This window comes from Streptomyces cucumeris (assembly GCF_024295805.1).
Classification (GTDB): domain Bacteria; phylum Actinomycetota; class Actinomycetes; order Streptomycetales; family Streptomycetaceae; genus Streptomyces; species Streptomyces cucumeris.
On the sequence record NZ_JANCLX010000058.1, the window covers coordinates 1 to 15,718 of the forward strand.

Genomic DNA, 15,718 nt, shown 5'->3' on the forward strand with positions numbered 1-15,718 from the left:
ACGGCTGGACGAACTCCCAGCCCCAGCGCTCCTGGCCGGTGAAGACCCGCCGCGCCAGTTCCGCTCCGGCGTCCGGCTCCTCCCCGCCCCGAGGTTCGGTTGCCGGTGCGCTCTCGGCAGTGCTCATAACGCCCCCCTGTGGATGTCGGATATCCTGACCTTCCGGAGCGCCCCTGTCAGCTCCCGGGAGCCGCGCGGGAGACCTCTTTGGCCAGAAGTCATCTACGAATGACTGAAGCCACCACCAGCTCGGCTACCGGCTGCTCTACGGCTCGTACGAAGTCGACCGCGGCCTCGGCCTCGGCCCCTTCTACACCCGGTGCGGCTGGACCGCCCACGCCCCCGGCCAGCCCCTCGCACTCGACCGCACCTCCCTGCCCTTCCGCCTCGGCGCCGGTGACGACCAGTGCCTGTTCCTCCGCTGGCGCCCCGCCAGTAGACAACGACCACCAACGCGGAGGGCTCTGGCAGATCATCTGCCGGAACCCTCACTCGCTACTCGCTCCACAACCGTGCCCTGACGTGCCGGATGGTCAAGTGCTTAGCGCCAATGCCTGTACCGCTGGTCCCCGACGCCGTTGCAGGTGAGCACCGCGTCGGCGGACGCTGCCTGAGCTATGGGGGCCGTTGTCAGGCCAAGGCAGCAGAAGGCCCCCAGCAGGCTGGCCGCTGCGACCATTTGCCTCGGCCTCATCTCTTTCAGCACGAGATGTACCTGATCTCCGCGCCCGTGTACTCGCCGTCGTGGTAGCCGCCGAAGTTGACGGCCTTGCCCTTGCCGCCGGCCCAGGGAGACTCCCACGGGTCACCGACCGTGAAGAAGATGCGCATGTAGGGGCAGCGGCCATCAGCCTTGGTGTCGTGGACGGTGCCGGTGATGTTCCCGTCGCACACCCGGCCGTCGCCATACCCCTCGGAGGTCGGCTTCGGGTCCATGACTCGACAAGTCGAAGCCCCTGGCGTGGATGCCTGGGCGGAAGGGGCCGATACGAGGCCGAGAGCAGGGACGGTGATCAGCATCGCTGTGACGAACGTTCGGAACTTGATGCTCTTGTTCATGATTCCCCTCTTCGCAAGCGTGTTGCGATGGACCGGCGACGAGCTGATCCGGCCCGTCGCCCTCTTGACGAGTCTGGTCGCGGGCCTGTCTATCCGTCATTGGCCTGCGACGCATGAAGGGTTGCCTCTGAGCGCACGGCGAGTGCTGTACGACGGTGCTCGCCAGGTGGTACGCCGTAAGCGGTGCGGAACGAGCGGCTGAACGACGCGGGACTAGTCAGGCCCCATCGCGCGCCGATCGCGTGCACGGGAACCGCCAGTAGTCGCGGGTCGGTCAGGTCCCTGCTGCAGCGCTCCAGACGACGCCGACGGATCGCGGTCGACACCGTCTCGCCCCTGGAGCGAAAGAGCTGGTGCAGGAGCCTCACGGAGATGTGATGGTGGGCCGCGATGGCGTCGGGGTCGAGCTGGGGATCGGCCAGGTAGTCCTGAATGAACACGTCGATGCGGGCGAGCAGCACCTGGTGTCGCGTCTCGGGAGAGATGCGGTCCTGTGCGTCAGCCCGGACCGCGAGCAGCCCGGCGGCCAGGTCCAGGCTCGCCATGCCGAGCCGCTCACACTCCGCGTCGTCCAGTCCGGGCGCCTCCCGGGCTACCGAAACCAGATGGTCAGCGAGGATCCGCCCGATCCCGGATCGGGCGGGCAGGGCGTGGGCGAGCAGCGGATCGAGCCTGGCCTCGGGCACTGGGACGAGCTTCCTGGGCAGGTGCAGGATGATGGCTCGCGCGGCCCCGGTCCCGGGCGTACTCGCGGCCCTACCGCGGTAGGGCCGCGAGGACGTCCAGAGGGCGAAGTCGCCAGCGCGGAGAGCGGCATCGTTGCGGCCCTGGGCCACTGCCATGGATCCGCCCAGGATCAGCGTCAGTTCGTAAGTCTCCGGGTCCCCGCGACGGACGAGCTCTGCGGTACGTTCCGAGCGCAACTCGGGGAAGGCCAACGTCGTCAATTGAAGAGGCCCGAGACCCAGTGAACTCAGGCTCGCCGTGAAGTCCGATGCCTTGTCAGTGGTGATCCGGATGGGAGCCACGCCCTGTCCGATGGCTTCGCACCACCACTCGAAGCGCTGCTCCCTCGGTAACGCCGCCGTGTCGAACTCGGTGAACGCCATCGCCCCTCCACTTGGATAGCCTGCTTGTGCCTGCTCAACATGGCCAGGTGACTTTCTGCAGTGCAATGCACGCCAGTGATATGGCCGAGCCGGCGCCGGAGATGGCCGGGAGCCGTCTGCCGGGTGTCCAGGGCCGTCGAACTGGTCTCCCCCGGCAATCGGACGATGGACCGGAAATAATCCCATGCTTTACGCCGAGGCCGGGATCCCAGACGTCGAATGCCGCCGTTGACGACCCCCGCACCGCGGCCTGGAGGGTCGTGATCCGCTCGGCCTGGACGCTGATCGGGGTGGGCGCACCCGTCGGCTTGGTGGCGCCGTCGGCTGCTTCATGCCGGGCCGGGAGGATGGCCTCGTCGGGTAGCGGGAGCGCATTGCTGCGCCCCCGCCCCCTCAGAACCGGCCGTGCCCGTTTCCGAGCAACCGGCTCAAGCAAGCCCTACAGGCTCTGGTGCTGGTGTCATCGCTGTGCCCCATTGCCGTTGGTCTTGCGATGGCATTGGGCGTGTACGAGATGCTGAGCGACGCGGTCGCCCGGCTGCCTCTGCCCCAGCGGGGTGATCGCACGTTTGCGAAGCCCCTTCCGCGTCGCCGAGAGCCAGGTTTCCCACTGGGGCTCGTGGTCGGCATACAGGAGCAGACCCCGGCAGATCGTGCAGCGTCCTCGCTGTCGCTGAAGTAGCCACAGCACGTCGCGTCCGATCGGCGGGGCTGAGCGACGACGGCGCGCCGCCCAGTAGGCGGCCAAGGAAGGGTCGTCGGGCGACGCCCTCCATGCCACCATTCGGTGCCGGACGATCGGGGTCCAAGCGAACCGGCGGAGGTAGCGACCGCTCTCACGGCTGCCGAATACCCACCTGTCCTGCCTGCCCCGGTTGAACAAGCCGAAGTACCGGGAGGTGACCCAGCCTGCCGACTTGTTCGAGTGCGAGAACCTGGCCCATTTGTAGACCAACCTCCACACGTGATTATCCAGTGTGGCGAATGCCTTACTGGACACTCCGATCCGGTAGTAGGCGGCCCATCCCTTGATGATCGGATTGAGTTTCCCGACCACGGCATCGGCGTTGCCCCCGCGGAGGGCCAGCGCCTCATCGGACAGCCGTTTCCGGATGCGCCGCAGTGCATCGTTGCTCGGCTTTGTCAGGAGCTTGCCTCGGAAGCGCCGGATGTTGAAGCCCAGGAAATCCACGCCCTCATCCAAGTGCGTGATCCGAGTCTTAGCCTCGTTGAAGGCCAGACCTCGGGGCCTGAGCCATGCGGCGAGCCGTTGCTTGACGTCCTCGGCTTGTTCCTTTGAGTGGCACAAGACGAGCAGATCGTCGGCATACCTGACCAGTACCGGAGATCCCGGAACTGAGCGCCAGGAGTCGCTACTTGGTTTTTTGTGGTAACGCACCCCGGCAGCCGATTCCATCCCGTGTAGAGCTACGTTCATCAACAAGGGGCTGATCACCCCGCCTTGAGGGGTTCCCTCTTCCGTCGGCGTGAATTGTCCGGCCTCCACCACACCAGCTCGCAACCATTGAGCAATGAGCCCCCTACCGGGGAATCTCTCAATCGATTGCAAGATGTGGTCATGGCTGAGACGGTCGAATGCCTCTTGCAGGTCGGCATCAAGTACCCACTGCCTCTTCGCTGCCTTGGAACTGGCAGAGGTGTGGATAGCCACGATCGCATCGTGGCATCCTCGGCCGGGTCGGAACCCATACGACCGAGGTTCGAACCGAGCCTCCCACTCGGGTTCCAACGCTCCCGTCACCAATGCCTGTAGGCACCGATCAGCGATCACTGGGATTCCGAGCGGGCGGCGACGCCCGTTTCTCTTGGGTACGTACACCCGCTTGACGGGCCGAGGAGACCACGGCGAGGTGCGGTTTCGCATCCAGGAGACGAGCTCAGCTTTCTCCTCGGGTGCGATTGCCACTTCGCCATCGATCCCGGCTGTCTTGCGGCCAGCGTTGATCTCCGTTACCCGCCGCACGCTCAACAAGGCATTGCTGCGGGAGCGGAGCATCAGCTTTTGCAGGTTGCGGACCTTTTTCAGATCCCCTGCTTCCGTTGCCACGAAGATCCGATGGCGCAGCCGACGTACATCCTCCTCGACGGCATGCCAGTTCACAGCGTGCCAGTCGAAGTGACCGCCCTTGGGTCCGTTCACCCTCGCGTCGCCTCTCGCGGACTCGGCCGCGTTGCTTGCGGGGGCGCCTAACTTGCCCCTCGGTTCCGCCATTTGCGTCATAAGTTCTCCGTAGGCTCACCCAACCCGCGTCAGCACCCTTTCGAGTCGGGGGAACAGCCCCCTATCCGGCCAGTTATGTGAGCCGCTGGTGGAGGGACCAGCAGTCAGCTCAGTTTCCTGCTGCCTTTCGGCTACCGGCATTCGCTTCTCGGGTTGTCCTGCTCCCGCCGGGGAGTGCAGCGTTCCTTACGGTTCGCCTGCCAGCCGACCGCGCCGACTGGACCCTGACGGGGTTGTCACGTTCCGCTTGAGTGAGACGCGACCGGATAGGGCGCCCTCTGTACCCCGGGGGCGATGGTGCGCTCCCGCCTGTCGAATGCCTCTACAGGCGGCATCTGCCGCATCACAGCGGCCTGCCCCTATCACCCGATAGTGCTATCCATCTCTCGGGTGTGTGGTTGACGAGACATTAGAGGGTTCATGTACTTCGCCCGCCCGGCCTTCCCCAGCCTGTGTTCCGCCGGATGGCTCGGCGGCCCTTGGGCCTCGACCCCGGGCTTCGAACCTCGCGGTTACCCGCAACGCACGCCGGGGCGGGGATGGTCCTCACGCACTGGACCAGGCGTCATATGCTTGCCATGTGGCAGGCCCTCCTTCCTAGGACACCACTCACCTCAAGCGACCTCGTGTCGCACGCATTCGTACCACCACGCTCCGTCGCGCGAGCGGTGGCGGGAGGTCACGACGACGTCAAGCTCCTGGCCATCCGGCAGCCGCGCCCGCGCCCACGGCCCAGCCTTGGACCACCACTCTTCCTCCACACCCACCGTTCGATTCTAGTTCTATTAGCTGGGTGAGGTCCGACCAGGGCCGCAGCTCACTCACCTCGCCTTAGAGATCGTCTCGATTGGCGATTGACGCTCCGTGGCACGGGGCCGGGCTGTCGGTGGACAATCCCGGTGCGCCAGTTGATCAAGTTGGGGAACACTGTGCGGATGAGCTCCGCAGCCTCCTCAACAGCGCAGGAACGGGCCCTTCGGCATGTCGCGGAACTGGCGTCGGGCCCTCCGATGGACCCGGCGCTGCGGGTGACCCTCAACTTCCACCCGGACCGTCTGCTGCACGGCAAGCCGATCCTGGAGGCCATGGCCGAGGACGGCGTCTACTGCTCGCAGTTCGTCACGGGGACCAGCAACGGTGGGCTGACAGCGCATCCAGGCGGCGACCGGTGGCGCTGGGAGAGTCGGATCTTCAACGGGGCATACGACGAAGCGCCTGCTCATGAGCGGCCGGTCTACGGGGCGTTGAACTTCCGTCGCAAGCCAGTCGGCGCGGCACCGCGGTTCGGCTCCGCTCACTTCCGGCTGGCTGCCGAGACGCTGGCGCGGACCACGTTCTGCTACCCGGACAGCTTCCTTGAACCCGCGGATTTCGGTGTCGCGGCCCGCATGGGGCTCTTCGAGCTTGCTCTCGCCGATCACCAGGACGACCTTGACGACTACATCGAGGCCCAGGTGCACGGGCCGGTCCAGCTGCACTGTCATGTGGAGGCGTTGGTCCTGGACGCCTGCTACCGAGGCACGCCGGTCGAGGCTGCGGCCCTGCGTCTTGGCTGCCCTGTGGAGTGGCACCCCGGCTTCCGACTCGGGGTTGAAGTACTCCGCCGTCACCCCGGCTACCGCGGCCAGGAACATGTCGACCTGGGCACGCGGATCGCGGTCGACGGCGTCCTCGATCCGCGCATCATCGGAGATGCCGCACGTGCCGGCATCTATGACCCCCAGGCGGTCAAGAAAGTGTGGCACTACCTCGCGCGTTTCGGAGCGCCTGGGAAGGACGCAGACGAGTCGGTGAGTTCGGCGCCGGTGGAGGGGGCTGCACTCGATGGCCTTCGTTGAGGGGCTGGTGCCGGAAGGGCTGTGGGAGTTGTTCCGGAGAGTGAGACCGCCGATCCCCATGAGGCCGCAGGGCGGTGGCCGTCGGCGAGCTGATGATCGCGCGGTGCTCGCCGCGATCATCTTTGTCGCGACCTCAGGGTGCACCTGGCGGCAGTTGCCTCCGGTCTTCGGTGCGTCATGGCAGACGGTCCACCGGCGGTTCTCCGAGTGGACGGCGACGCGGGTCTGGGCGAAGCTCCACCGCCTGGTGCTGGACGAACTCGGCGCCCGTGGGGGGCTGGACTGGTCGCGGTGCGCGATCGACTCCGTGAACATGCGAGCCCTCAAAGGGGGGAGCTGACAGGCCCGAATCCTGTTGATCGCGGCAAGAAGGGCTACGACTACGACCACCTGCGGAAATGGCTCCGCTCTCGGAACATCACCCCCGCGCATCGCGCGCAGGGGCATCGAGTCCTCCCAGCGTCTCGGTCGTCACCGATGGACCGTGGAGCGGACGGTGGCCTGGCTGACCGGGTGCCACCGTCTGCACCGCCGCTACGAACGCAAGGCCGAACACTTCCTCACCTTCGTCGGTATCGCCGCCGCCCTCATCTGCTACCGGAGACTGACCAACTGAGACGACCTCCAAGCGGTTGATCAGCTGGGCGCGCCTCCATCGCTTCCGGAACTCGCTCGACAAAACCGCAGTCAGCCCGACTCAGCCCTCTCGACGGAGACACTTGGCACACTATTTTACATCTTTGAGCATGACGGACAGATCTCCGCACCTGTCGCCACGACAGGGGAACACCCCAGGTCAAGCAGCGTGCAGGGCCGTGTGTGGCCGCAGGGTGGTCGCATGATCCATGGGCGGAGACCGACAATGGAGGTGATAGTTCAATGCGCAATCGCTGGAAGTGATCTCCATGCGCTCCGCTACCTCTCGGGGGCGCGTCTACCGCCGGTGCGGCTGCCGCGACCGGCAGCATCAGCAGCTCGGCGCCCGCTGCCCGCGCCTCAGCCATGAGCCCGATCACGGCACCTGGACCTTCGCTGTCGACCTCCCCTCCCCCGCCTCCCGGCGCCACACCGTCCGCCGCGGCGGCTTCCTCAACCAGGAAACAGCCGCTGCCGCCCTGCGCCGGACGCTGGAAGGTGAAGACGGCGGGTTCTCCACAGACCCGAACCAGACCGTCGCCGACTACCTCACCACCTGGCTCCAAGCAATGGCCCTGGTCCTCAAGCCCACGACCATGGCCCGCTACCGCAGCTACGTCACCGCTGACCTCATCCCAGCCCTCGGCCAGGTCCGCCTCGACGACCTCAGCTACTCCCACATCGCCGGCTTCGTTCACACCCAACTCGCCCACGGACGCGGCAAGGTCAGCGTCCACCGCTGCCTGGCCACCCTCTCCAGCGCCCTGGGCGACGCAGTCAAACACCACCGCCTCAGCCACAACCCCGCACGCCCCACCATCATCCCCCGACCACCCGCGGCCGAACGCCGAATCTGGACCCTCGACGAAGCCACCCGATTCCTGCGCTACTGCCATGCGGCCGACCCGCTCATGGCCGACCTGGTCGAAGTCCTCATCGGCACCGGCATGCGCAAAGGCGAAGCCCTCGGCCTCCACTGGAAGGACATCCACCTACCCGAAGGCATGCTCTTCATTCGCTGCACCCTCTCGGCGGTCGACAACAACCGTCTCGTCCTCACCACACCGAAAACCCTCAGCAGCAAGAACTGGATCGCCATCTCACCCCGAGTGGCCAGAGCCCTACGACGCCGCCGCGCCGCCGACGCAGATCCCCGCCAACCCTCACCACGCGGGGATCTCGTCTTTCACCGCCCGGACGGCAGCCCCCTCCACCCCGAATACGTCCTCAACCACTTCCACCTGATCTGCCGAAAGGCCGGAGTACCGCGCACAACAGTCCACGACCTGCGACACCTCGCCGCGACCATCTCCATCACCGCCGACGTACCCCTCACCGTCGTCTCCAAGACCCTGCGGCACTCCACCCTCTCCACCACCGCCAACATCTACAGCCACCTCACCCCACTAGCCGCCCGCACCGCCGTGAACGCCATCGACGCAACCCTCACCGCCGCCGAACAGAAGGTGCAGCTACCAAAGCCACGACCACCCTGCGACCACAACCCACGACTCCACAACCAGATCACCGTCAGCAAAGCACCGGCCAGAGCCATCAGTTACCCCAATACTCCGGGCACCCGTCCCGCGCATGCGACCACCATGCGACCACAACCCCCGAAAACACCGAAAAGGCCGCCCCCGCATCTCTGCGGAAACGGCCTCCAACCTGCGAAAACGCTGGTCGGGACGACAGGATTTGAACCTGCGACCCCTTGACCCCCAGTGCCAGCGCCGAATTCCATGGGGATCAAGCGCTTTCCGCATGCTCACAACGGGCGGTTGCGCCTGAGTTGTGCAGGGTCGCGCACACCGCGTGGTCCCCAAATGGTCCCCGCGACAGTTCCTCAGGGCGGCGGCCGCGACTTCACTTCTCTTCTCCATCGCTCGGCAACATTTAACAACACACGAGAGCAGAGACGAAAGACCAACCCGTTCGACGTAGTACTGGGCGATGGTCAGCAGCGAGGTGAACAGCAGGTACCAGACGCTGACCGCGATCAGGGAGGCGACGATCTGGAAGGTGCGCGAGGATACGAGGCAGGAGCTCACCTGCCCAGTGAGAGTGCGCTCTTGGCGCGCGTGACGAATTCCTCCGGGGCGGGCCCGCCGGAATACTCAGTCTGGGAGCGGGCGGCATGCCCTTTAGGCGCGTGCCCGTGCCCGCGGCGGGGCGGGGAGGGCGGCGTGCGAGAGGCCAGGCTCCCGGTAATGCCCCTGGTCACCTGGCCTCACGGCTTCCGGCAGCCTGCGGCCGCCGACGTCCTCTCGCCGCTACACCCGCGCCAAGAGATCGCGGGCTCAGCGCAGGCGCGCGTCGAGGACGCCGTCACCGACCTGGGCCCGGGGCGGCCGCGTGTCCCCGAGCCGCACGCACATGCTCAGTGGTCGTTGACAAAGCCCGCGACCGAGCCGCCGTTGTCGCCGCGGCCCTCGAAGTTGAGGGTGTACTGGCCGCCCTCCGCCAGGTTGTACCTGCCGCCTTCATCAGCCGCCACCGGCCCGATCACCTCGGCGAGGTCTTCGACCTCACCGAGGTGATCGGGCCGGTGGCGGCTGATGATTCTCCTTGGCGCCTTTGCCTTGATGCGTCCGGAAGAGCTGGCGGAGCTGCGTCGCAAGGACGTCGACCTGGACGAGGGGTCGCTCTGGGTCAAACGTGCCGCACCGGAGCTGACCACGGGCAAACGGGTCGTCGGCGACCCCAAGTCCCGTGCCGGTAAGCGGGAGATCGTGCTGCCGGCATTCGTGCTGACCGACCTGCGGCAGCACCTGGACTGGTTCGGCGAGCCGAGGCCGGAGGGACTGGTCTTTGTCGGGGAGCGCGGGGCGCCTTTCCGCCGGTCCACCTTCGGGCGCAAGTTCCGTAAGGCGCGGAAGAAGATCGGCCTGCCCGACGACTTCCGCTTCTACGACCTGCGGCACACCGGCAACACTCTAGCAGCCGACACCGGAGCCAAGCTCAAGGACCTCATGGTCCGCGCCGGCCAGTCCAGCGAGCGGGCACAGCTGATCTACCAGCAGTCCAAGAAGATGCACCAGCGCAAGATCGCCACCACCATGGACGCCGACGTACGCCGTCAGCGTCAGGAGGCGACCGAGCGCGCGGAGCAGGTGGGAGAGCTGGCGACCGTATTGGGCTGCTGAGTAGCCTGCGGGCGTGGACATCGAACCGAACACTGACGGCTGGTTGGAAGACACACGGACGTCCTATGACACCGTCGCCGCGAGTTACGCGGACCAGGTGCGCAACCTCCTGGACGACACACCCGAGGAGCGCGCGGTCTTGGCGCTGTTCGCCGACCTGGTGAGTTCCCGCGATGGTGGGTCGGTCGCAGACGTGGGATGTGGGCCGGGGCGGATTACGGCTCACTTGCGCCAGCTGGGTGTGGACGCGTTCGGAATCGACCTGTCGCCCGGGATGATCGAGGTGGCCCGGCGCGACCACCCTGGTCTGCGGTTCGAACTCGGCTCCATGACAGACCTCGACCTCGGTGATGGCTCGATGGCCGGCCTGGTCGCCTGGTACTCGCTGATCCACATCCCTGACAAGGGGATTGGCACGGTCTTCAAGCAATTCCATCGGGTGCTGCAGCCAGGCGGACCGCTGCTTCTTGGCTTTCATGTCGGGGACGAGTCGAAGGTGAAGACGGAGGGCTATGGCGGCCACCCGATGAAGGTCCACGTCCATCGTCGCCGGCACAGCCAGATGATTGGCTGGCTCAACGAGGCTGGCTTCACCATCGACGAACACAGAACCCTTACCTCGGCTGAGAGTGCCCTTGGGGGAATCATCCTCGCGTGCCGTCAGCCTGACACCCAGTGAGATCCCTCATCTGGAAAACCGCCGGTAGCAGATGAGGGTGGCGGCGAGGCTAGCCAAGGCAAGGAAGTGTTCGGCCTTGCGCTCGTAGCGCCGGCGCAGACGGCGGCATCCCGCAAGCCAGACCACCGTCCGCTCCACGGTCCAACGATGTCGGCCCAGCCGCTGGGAGGACTCAATGCCCTTGCGCGCGATGCGCGGAGTGATGGTACACGAGCGTAGCCATCGCCGCAGGTGGCCGTAGTCGTACCCTTTGTCGCGATGAAGCTTGGCGGGCCGTCGTCGGCGGGCGCCATGCCGGGAGCGGATCGGCGGGACACTGCGCACCAGGGCCTCCAGGCCCTGGCTGTCGTGGGTGTCCCCGGCAGAGATACCGATGGAGAGGGGCAGACCGGTCCGCTCAGTGATCAAGTGGATCTTTGAGCCCTTCTTCCCGCGATCTACGGGATTCGGGCCCGTCAGGTCCCCCCTTTCGCTGCCCGCATGTTCACCGAATCGATCGCACAACGCGACCAATCCAAGGCGCCGCGCGCACCGGGCTCGTCCAGGATCAGGCGATGGAGCTGCCCCACATCCAGACACGGCTCCACTCGGTGAACCGCCGGCGTGCGGTTGGCCCGGACGGCCCGGAGCCTGGGGGGAGTTAGCGCCACGTGCAGCCGGTCGTGCCCACGAACACGATGGCCGCCAGCACTTGGCGATCCCCATATCGGCGTCGGCCGCCCGCCCCCTGGGGCCGTACCGGAGCAGCCGGGACCACCCGCCAGAACAACACCCACAACCCGTCCGGTACCGGCCGCTCCACCATCGTCATCACGTCCGCCAGCTTAATGATCAAGCCAGTTGAGACGATCTCTTAGAAAATCTTCCTACGCAAGCTCAGTAAGTGATACGCCACCGGAGCTGCGAGTCTTCGAGTGCCGGATATCGATCGAAGACGATCCGGCCATCGCTAATAGCCGCCATATGTTCCAAGAGTTCACGCAAGGTCATGTTCCGCATTATGACAAATCCGTCGTGGAGGAAGGTTCCTACTGTTCCGTACGTTTTCCCTGGGCGGTGATCGACGAAGAGGGCATCCGTTGACGAACTGACGGCGATAGGGACCCAACAGGGGTGCCACCAGCGGCCCACCATCTGCGAGTCCATACCAGTAAGGATCTTTCTTAGTCGAACAGATTTCGCCAGCGATTCAGAAATCGGGACAAGTCGCGAATTCCCGGGAAAGAAGAAGCTGGCTTGTGCGGCATTTTGTGCCTCGGTATACGACAGTGTACCGTTGTTAAGGTGGAGGAGGGTTGTGACATCCTCATGAAGTGTGAACCCGAAGCTTGCTTCGGCCGCGCTTAATTCCCATGACTGTGCAGGCGGCTTCAAATTTGCGAAGCTCATAGGTGCATTGAGTTCGAGCCACTCAGCAAACCGGGTCCATGATTCTCGAATCAACATGACTAGCCTCGATTTTAACGACCCGCTGGGGATGACTTATATGGTCATCCCCAGCGGGTTCCACGAATGCCTGGCAGCTGCTAGCTAGAGCGCGTCCTTGTAAACATGAACATAGAACGCTTCCTTGTCCAGAACTCGCGCAGTCTGATAGAAGCTACCGAGAGCGCCGCCAACTGCCTCATTTTGGTCTTCTGGCGTGGTTGCTCTCGTGCAGAGCGCATTTTCGTCTGCATTGTCATCGACTATGTAGACGTCGTAGTCGCCGTTTGCCTTCTTTCGTGTCGTCATCTGCTCGCACTCTTTTCCGCTCTGTACCCCTACTGTTGCCCCGCTTTGACGGGTCGCGGCGAACGGAAATTCATCGCACGAAATGGGGCCCGGGGCGTGGAAGTCCCCTTGGAATGTATTGTCGCAGATGATATCGCGATTCTCTTCCTGTTTAACTCTGTCGGCGAGCCGCTTGAGCGGCTTTCCCTTGCCTCTTAGGCCCCAGTGGTGCTTGTTGAGGGTCTGACTCACGAAAACGAACATCGCGGCGGCCTTGTACGTCTCGTACTTGAGGTTCAGCACGGGGGTCATGTCAGGGACGACACAGCCGTAGTACGCCCCCACCTCGTGGTCGCACCGTACAGGTACGATCTTCGGGTCGTGGGTCCATCCGTACGGGGGCGGCGTCCGAACGCCAGGAAAGACCGGCTGGAGTGACCATCGGAATCCCACACTCTTGCGCAATTTTGTTGAAAGATCTACCCACCTGGACCAGTCGGCCTGAAGATACTTGCCCTGAGTCAGGTTTCCCTTGACGGGAGATATCTCAGTGGATCCCCCTCCTGGGACCCAACACTTCGGGCACTCGGCAGTGAACTTCACGTTCACCTTGCGTGCCGTCCCTGTCGCCTTGACTAGTGTTACCGCGAAATACTCAGTGAACTTCGGATGCTTCGAAGTGGTGTCAGACTTTTCCAGGTTCCAGTCTTGCTGGAAGAGAAACTTTGCCGTTCCGGTGACCCTCCGTGTCCTTGTATCCCGGACGGACATATTGAAATAGGTTTCGAAGCAGGCATATCTCCGCGAGCCAAAGATGAGCCCCTTCCCTCTCTCGCTGGCGGGACACCGAGTTCTGGGCGCGGCAGCCGCGTTGGGACTCTTTGTTGACTCCTGGACTTCCTGCGCAGCTTCCTCTTCAGTGACCGGATCAGTGCAGGCTACTTCCGTTACCCCGCTTGCCGCCAGGGTATCGAAATGTCTTTCGATAGAATCGCAGCTCTCTGGCCCCCCTTCTCTGCTAATCGCGCCAGATTCGGATGGGGAAACCTCCTGATCGTCTGTAGGTCCGGTAGGTATCGCGGGAAGCTCGGATGCCGTGATGGCAGATGTCGTCTTCGTGGTGGCTGCGGCCGGAAGCACAGAGACTTGACTGACTGCGGCCAAGGATAAGAGTGCGGCTATCAATGAGCTTCTGCCGAGTCTTCGCTTCATTTCCTCATTCCTTTCTTGCTGGCATCCGGTGCGCATGCCAGCTGAATGGGGTTAGTGGAGGTAGTTCTCGCGACGGGAGTTCGTGGCTACTGAATCGCCGATGTTGCTTCCGTCGGGCAATAGCAGAGTCACGTGCCGAGGTCTGGATCCGCCATCTCAGGGTCGTGGAAACTTTGCGGAACGATGATCAAAGTATCACGTCTATGGGGAATCGGTGAAGTGTCAGGTGGGTATTCATAATCGCTCTGTGAGGTGAGTCACGTGCTCATGCTTCAGGGCCTGATAGCGGCCCGCTTGAGTGGGATGCCGTAGCTCTCCAAGGCGAACGGACGCCCTGGAATGGTTTCCATTTTTCGTTGCGTGCAGGTGAATTAGATATGACGACAGGTCTGAAGCGAATCATGTCGGCCGATTGTCTCGGGTGAGTGGCCAGAATGGACACTTGCTCGCGCCAGGCGAGGACGTGTTGTAAGACGCTCATCCAGTTCGACCATTGCGTGGTGCGTCATGTGAGGCTGAGTGGGGGCAGCCCGGGCTCCCGACTCTCGTGTCGCGTGGACGCCGGTTCCACTGCTCCGGGGCGGAAGGTGGTGCTGTCGGGACAGGTAAAGGCTGGTCCTCAGCTGGAGGGCCACGATGACGCTCACCCTCGACACCCCGTAGCGCTCCAAAATGGCTTCACCGGGCCTGACCTGAGGCAAGGTACCTGACCAACAGGTATCCGGCATGATCAGTCCTCGTGCTGGTTCGACTTGCGTACCTCATCGGCACGCGAATCTTCGCGTGGCTGTTCATGATGTCTCGATCTTCTGCGGCCAAAAAAGCGGAGATACTGATCCTTCGGCACGAGCTAGCGGTTCTGCGTCGACAGGTCACCGCACCCAAGCCCCGGCTGGCCGGACCGCGCGCTGCTCGCCGTTCTGACCCGACTGATCCCCCAAGCCCTGCGCGAACGCCGGATCGTCTCCCCGCGCACCCTCCTGGCCTGGCACCGGCGTCTGGTGAAGCAGAAGTTGACGCAGCTGCCGTCTACCGGGCGACCTCCCCTGGCAGAGGAAAACCGCAACCTGATCACCCGCCTCGGCACCGAGAGTCCCCGATGGGGCTTCCGACGCGTGCACGGCGAAATGCGCCGCCTCGGGCACAAGGTCAGCCCCGCCACCGTCCGGCGTGTGCTGCGTGCCGCCGGTCTCGGTCCCGCGCCGCGTCGCCAGCCGGCGCGCGGTGAGTGGGCTGCCTTCCTCAAAGCCCAGGCCAGCGGCCTCCTCGCCACCGATCTCTTCCATGTCGACACCATCGGCCTGCAGCGGCTCTACGTGCTATTCGTCATGGAGGTGCGCACCCGCACCGTCCATATCCTCGGAGTCACCGCCCACCCCACCGCCGCATGGGCCACTCAGCAGGCCCGGCAGTTTCTGTGGCAACTCGGTGATCGGGCCGCCGAATTCACTCACATCATCCGCGACCGGGACTCGAAGTTCACCGCCACCTTCGACGCCGTGTTCGCCAGTGAGGACATCACCGTGGCCAAGGTCCCTCCACGCAGCCCCAACTGCAACCCCCACGCAGAACGCTTCATCCGCTCGGCACGGGAAGAGTGCACCGACCGTGTCCTGCTCTTCGACCGTGGCCACGCCGAGAAGATCCTCCACGACTGCGCACACCACTTCAACAGCCACCGACCACACCAAGGCCGTGACCAACTCGCGCCCAGCGACAATCCGAACATCATCCCCCTGCCTGCAGCCCGGATCAAACGCCGACAAGCCGTCGCAGGCCTCATCAACGAGTACCACAGAGCCAGCTGACCAGAAGGAAAATCCCAGCTCACAACCAGTGAAGCCATTCTGAAGCGCTACGCGGCTCTACCTTTCCTGCTGGCTGGACCTGGCAACCCGCGAGGTCGGCACGCCCCTGCTCAGCCTCCTCGCACCGACCAGCTCGGCACCCTGCCGGCCGGGTTGGCCCTGTTCTGGGTGCTGTTCAAGGTGCCCAACTCGAGGATGGGCCACTTCGGCCTGTTGCGTGTGCCAGCCCGGACCGGGCCGGCAAGCGGCGGCGAGCGTGACTTGGGTGAGGGCAGC

9 protein-coding genes and 3 pseudogenes are annotated in these 15,718 nt (G+C 64.5%); 6 read left to right on the forward strand and 6 right to left on the reverse strand.

The features are described from left to right. Positions 1 to 699: 699 nt before the first annotated feature. The 3 genes from NMK44_RS40590 to ltrA all read right to left on the reverse strand — a co-directional run bounded on the left by NMK44_RS40590 (position 700) and on the right by ltrA (position 4,329). Positions 700 to 936 (reverse strand): hypothetical protein, encoded by a 237-nt coding sequence (locus NMK44_RS40590; RefSeq protein ID WP_254749770.1) that lies wholly within the window; start codon positions 934 to 936, stop codon positions 700 to 702. A 212-nt stretch (positions 937 to 1,148) separates the two neighbouring features. After that, entirely contained in the window at positions 1,149 to 2,168 is a 1,020-nt protein-coding gene (locus NMK44_RS40595) for an AraC-like ligand-binding domain-containing protein (protein WP_254749768.1), read from the reverse strand. 460 nt (positions 2,169 to 2,628) lie between these two features. Continuing rightward, positions 2,629 to 4,329, reverse strand: a complete 1,701-nt coding sequence (ltrA, locus tag NMK44_RS40600; RefSeq protein WP_254749766.1) for a group II intron reverse transcriptase/maturase — start codon at positions 4,327 to 4,329, stop codon at positions 2,629 to 2,631. Between the two features lie 1,016 nt (positions 4,330 to 5,345). Here ltrA and NMK44_RS40605 point away from each other — a divergent pair. From NMK44_RS40605 to NMK44_RS40625, 5 genes and pseudogenes are all read left to right on the forward strand, one after another. Further along, complete coding sequence (locus NMK44_RS40605; RefSeq protein WP_254749764.1) at positions 5,346 to 6,248, forward strand: DUF3626 domain-containing protein; 903 nt, start codon at positions 5,346 to 5,348, stop codon at positions 6,246 to 6,248. After that, positions 6,235 to 6,864: pseudogene (locus tag NMK44_RS40610) on the forward strand (transposase). The gene NMK44_RS40605 and the pseudogene NMK44_RS40610 overlap by 14 nt, the downstream one beginning before the upstream one ends. Before the next feature lie 289 nt (positions 6,865 to 7,153). Further along, complete coding sequence (locus tag NMK44_RS40615; RefSeq protein WP_254749762.1) at positions 7,154 to 8,602, forward strand: tyrosine-type recombinase/integrase; 1,449 nt, start codon at positions 7,154 to 7,156, stop codon at positions 8,600 to 8,602. Between the two features lie 797 nt (positions 8,603 to 9,399). Next, positions 9,400 to 10,030: pseudogene (locus NMK44_RS40620) on the forward strand (tyrosine-type recombinase/integrase); the annotation flags it as partial. 19 nt (positions 10,031 to 10,049) lie between these two features. Further along, positions 10,050 to 10,709, forward strand: coding sequence for a class I SAM-dependent methyltransferase (locus tag NMK44_RS40625; protein WP_374215417.1), 660 nt, complete (start codon positions 10,050 to 10,052; stop codon positions 10,707 to 10,709). A 6-nt stretch (positions 10,710 to 10,715) separates the two neighbouring features. Here the strand turns inward: NMK44_RS40625 and NMK44_RS40630 are convergent. The 3 genes and pseudogenes from NMK44_RS40630 to NMK44_RS40640 form a co-directional block, all read right to left on the reverse strand. After that, a pseudogene (locus tag NMK44_RS40630) lies at positions 10,716 to 11,514 on the reverse strand (IS5 family transposase). Positions 11,515 to 11,585: 71 nt separating this feature from the next. Beyond that, on the reverse strand, positions 11,586 to 12,098 hold the full coding sequence (locus tag NMK44_RS40635) for an SMI1/KNR4 family protein (protein ID WP_254753019.1): 513 nt from the start codon (positions 12,096 to 12,098) through the stop codon (positions 11,586 to 11,588). A 141-nt stretch (positions 12,099 to 12,239) separates the two neighbouring features. Then, a complete protein-coding gene (locus NMK44_RS40640; protein ID WP_254753021.1) occupies positions 12,240 to 13,634 on the reverse strand; it encodes a hypothetical protein in 1,395 nt (464 codons plus the stop codon). A 1,001-nt stretch (positions 13,635 to 14,635) separates the two neighbouring features. Here NMK44_RS40640 and NMK44_RS40645 point away from each other — a divergent pair. After that, the gene (locus tag NMK44_RS40645) at positions 14,636 to 15,442 is read left to right on the forward strand and encodes an integrase core domain-containing protein (RefSeq protein WP_254753022.1); all 807 of its coding nucleotides are present in this window, start codon (positions 14,636 to 14,638) and stop codon (positions 15,440 to 15,442) included. Positions 15,443 to 15,718: the final 276 nt, after the last annotated feature.

Excerpts from the sequence above, each read along its gene's own strand:
- NMK44_RS40590 (WP_254749770.1), bottom strand. The coding sequence starts at position 936 with ATGGACCCGAAGCCGACCTCCGAGGGGTATGGCGACGGCCGGGTGTGC.
- NMK44_RS40595 (WP_254749768.1), bottom strand. The coding sequence starts at position 2,168 with ATGGCGTTCACCGAGTTCGACACGGCGGCGTTACCGAGGGAGCAGCGC.
- NMK44_RS40605 (WP_254749764.1), top strand. The coding sequence starts at position 5,346 with ATGAGCTCCGCAGCCTCCTCAACAGCGCAGGAACGGGCCCTTCGGCAT.
- NMK44_RS40615 (WP_254749762.1), top strand. The coding sequence starts at position 7,154 with ATGCGCTCCGCTACCTCTCGGGGGCGCGTCTACCGCCGGTGCGGCTGC.
- NMK44_RS40635 (WP_254753019.1), bottom strand. The coding sequence starts at position 12,098 with ATGAGCTTCGCAAATTTGAAGCCGCCTGCACAGTCATGGGAATTAAGC.
- NMK44_RS40640 (WP_254753021.1), bottom strand. The coding sequence starts at position 13,634 with ATGAAGCGAAGACTCGGCAGAAGCTCATTGATAGCCGCACTCTTATCC.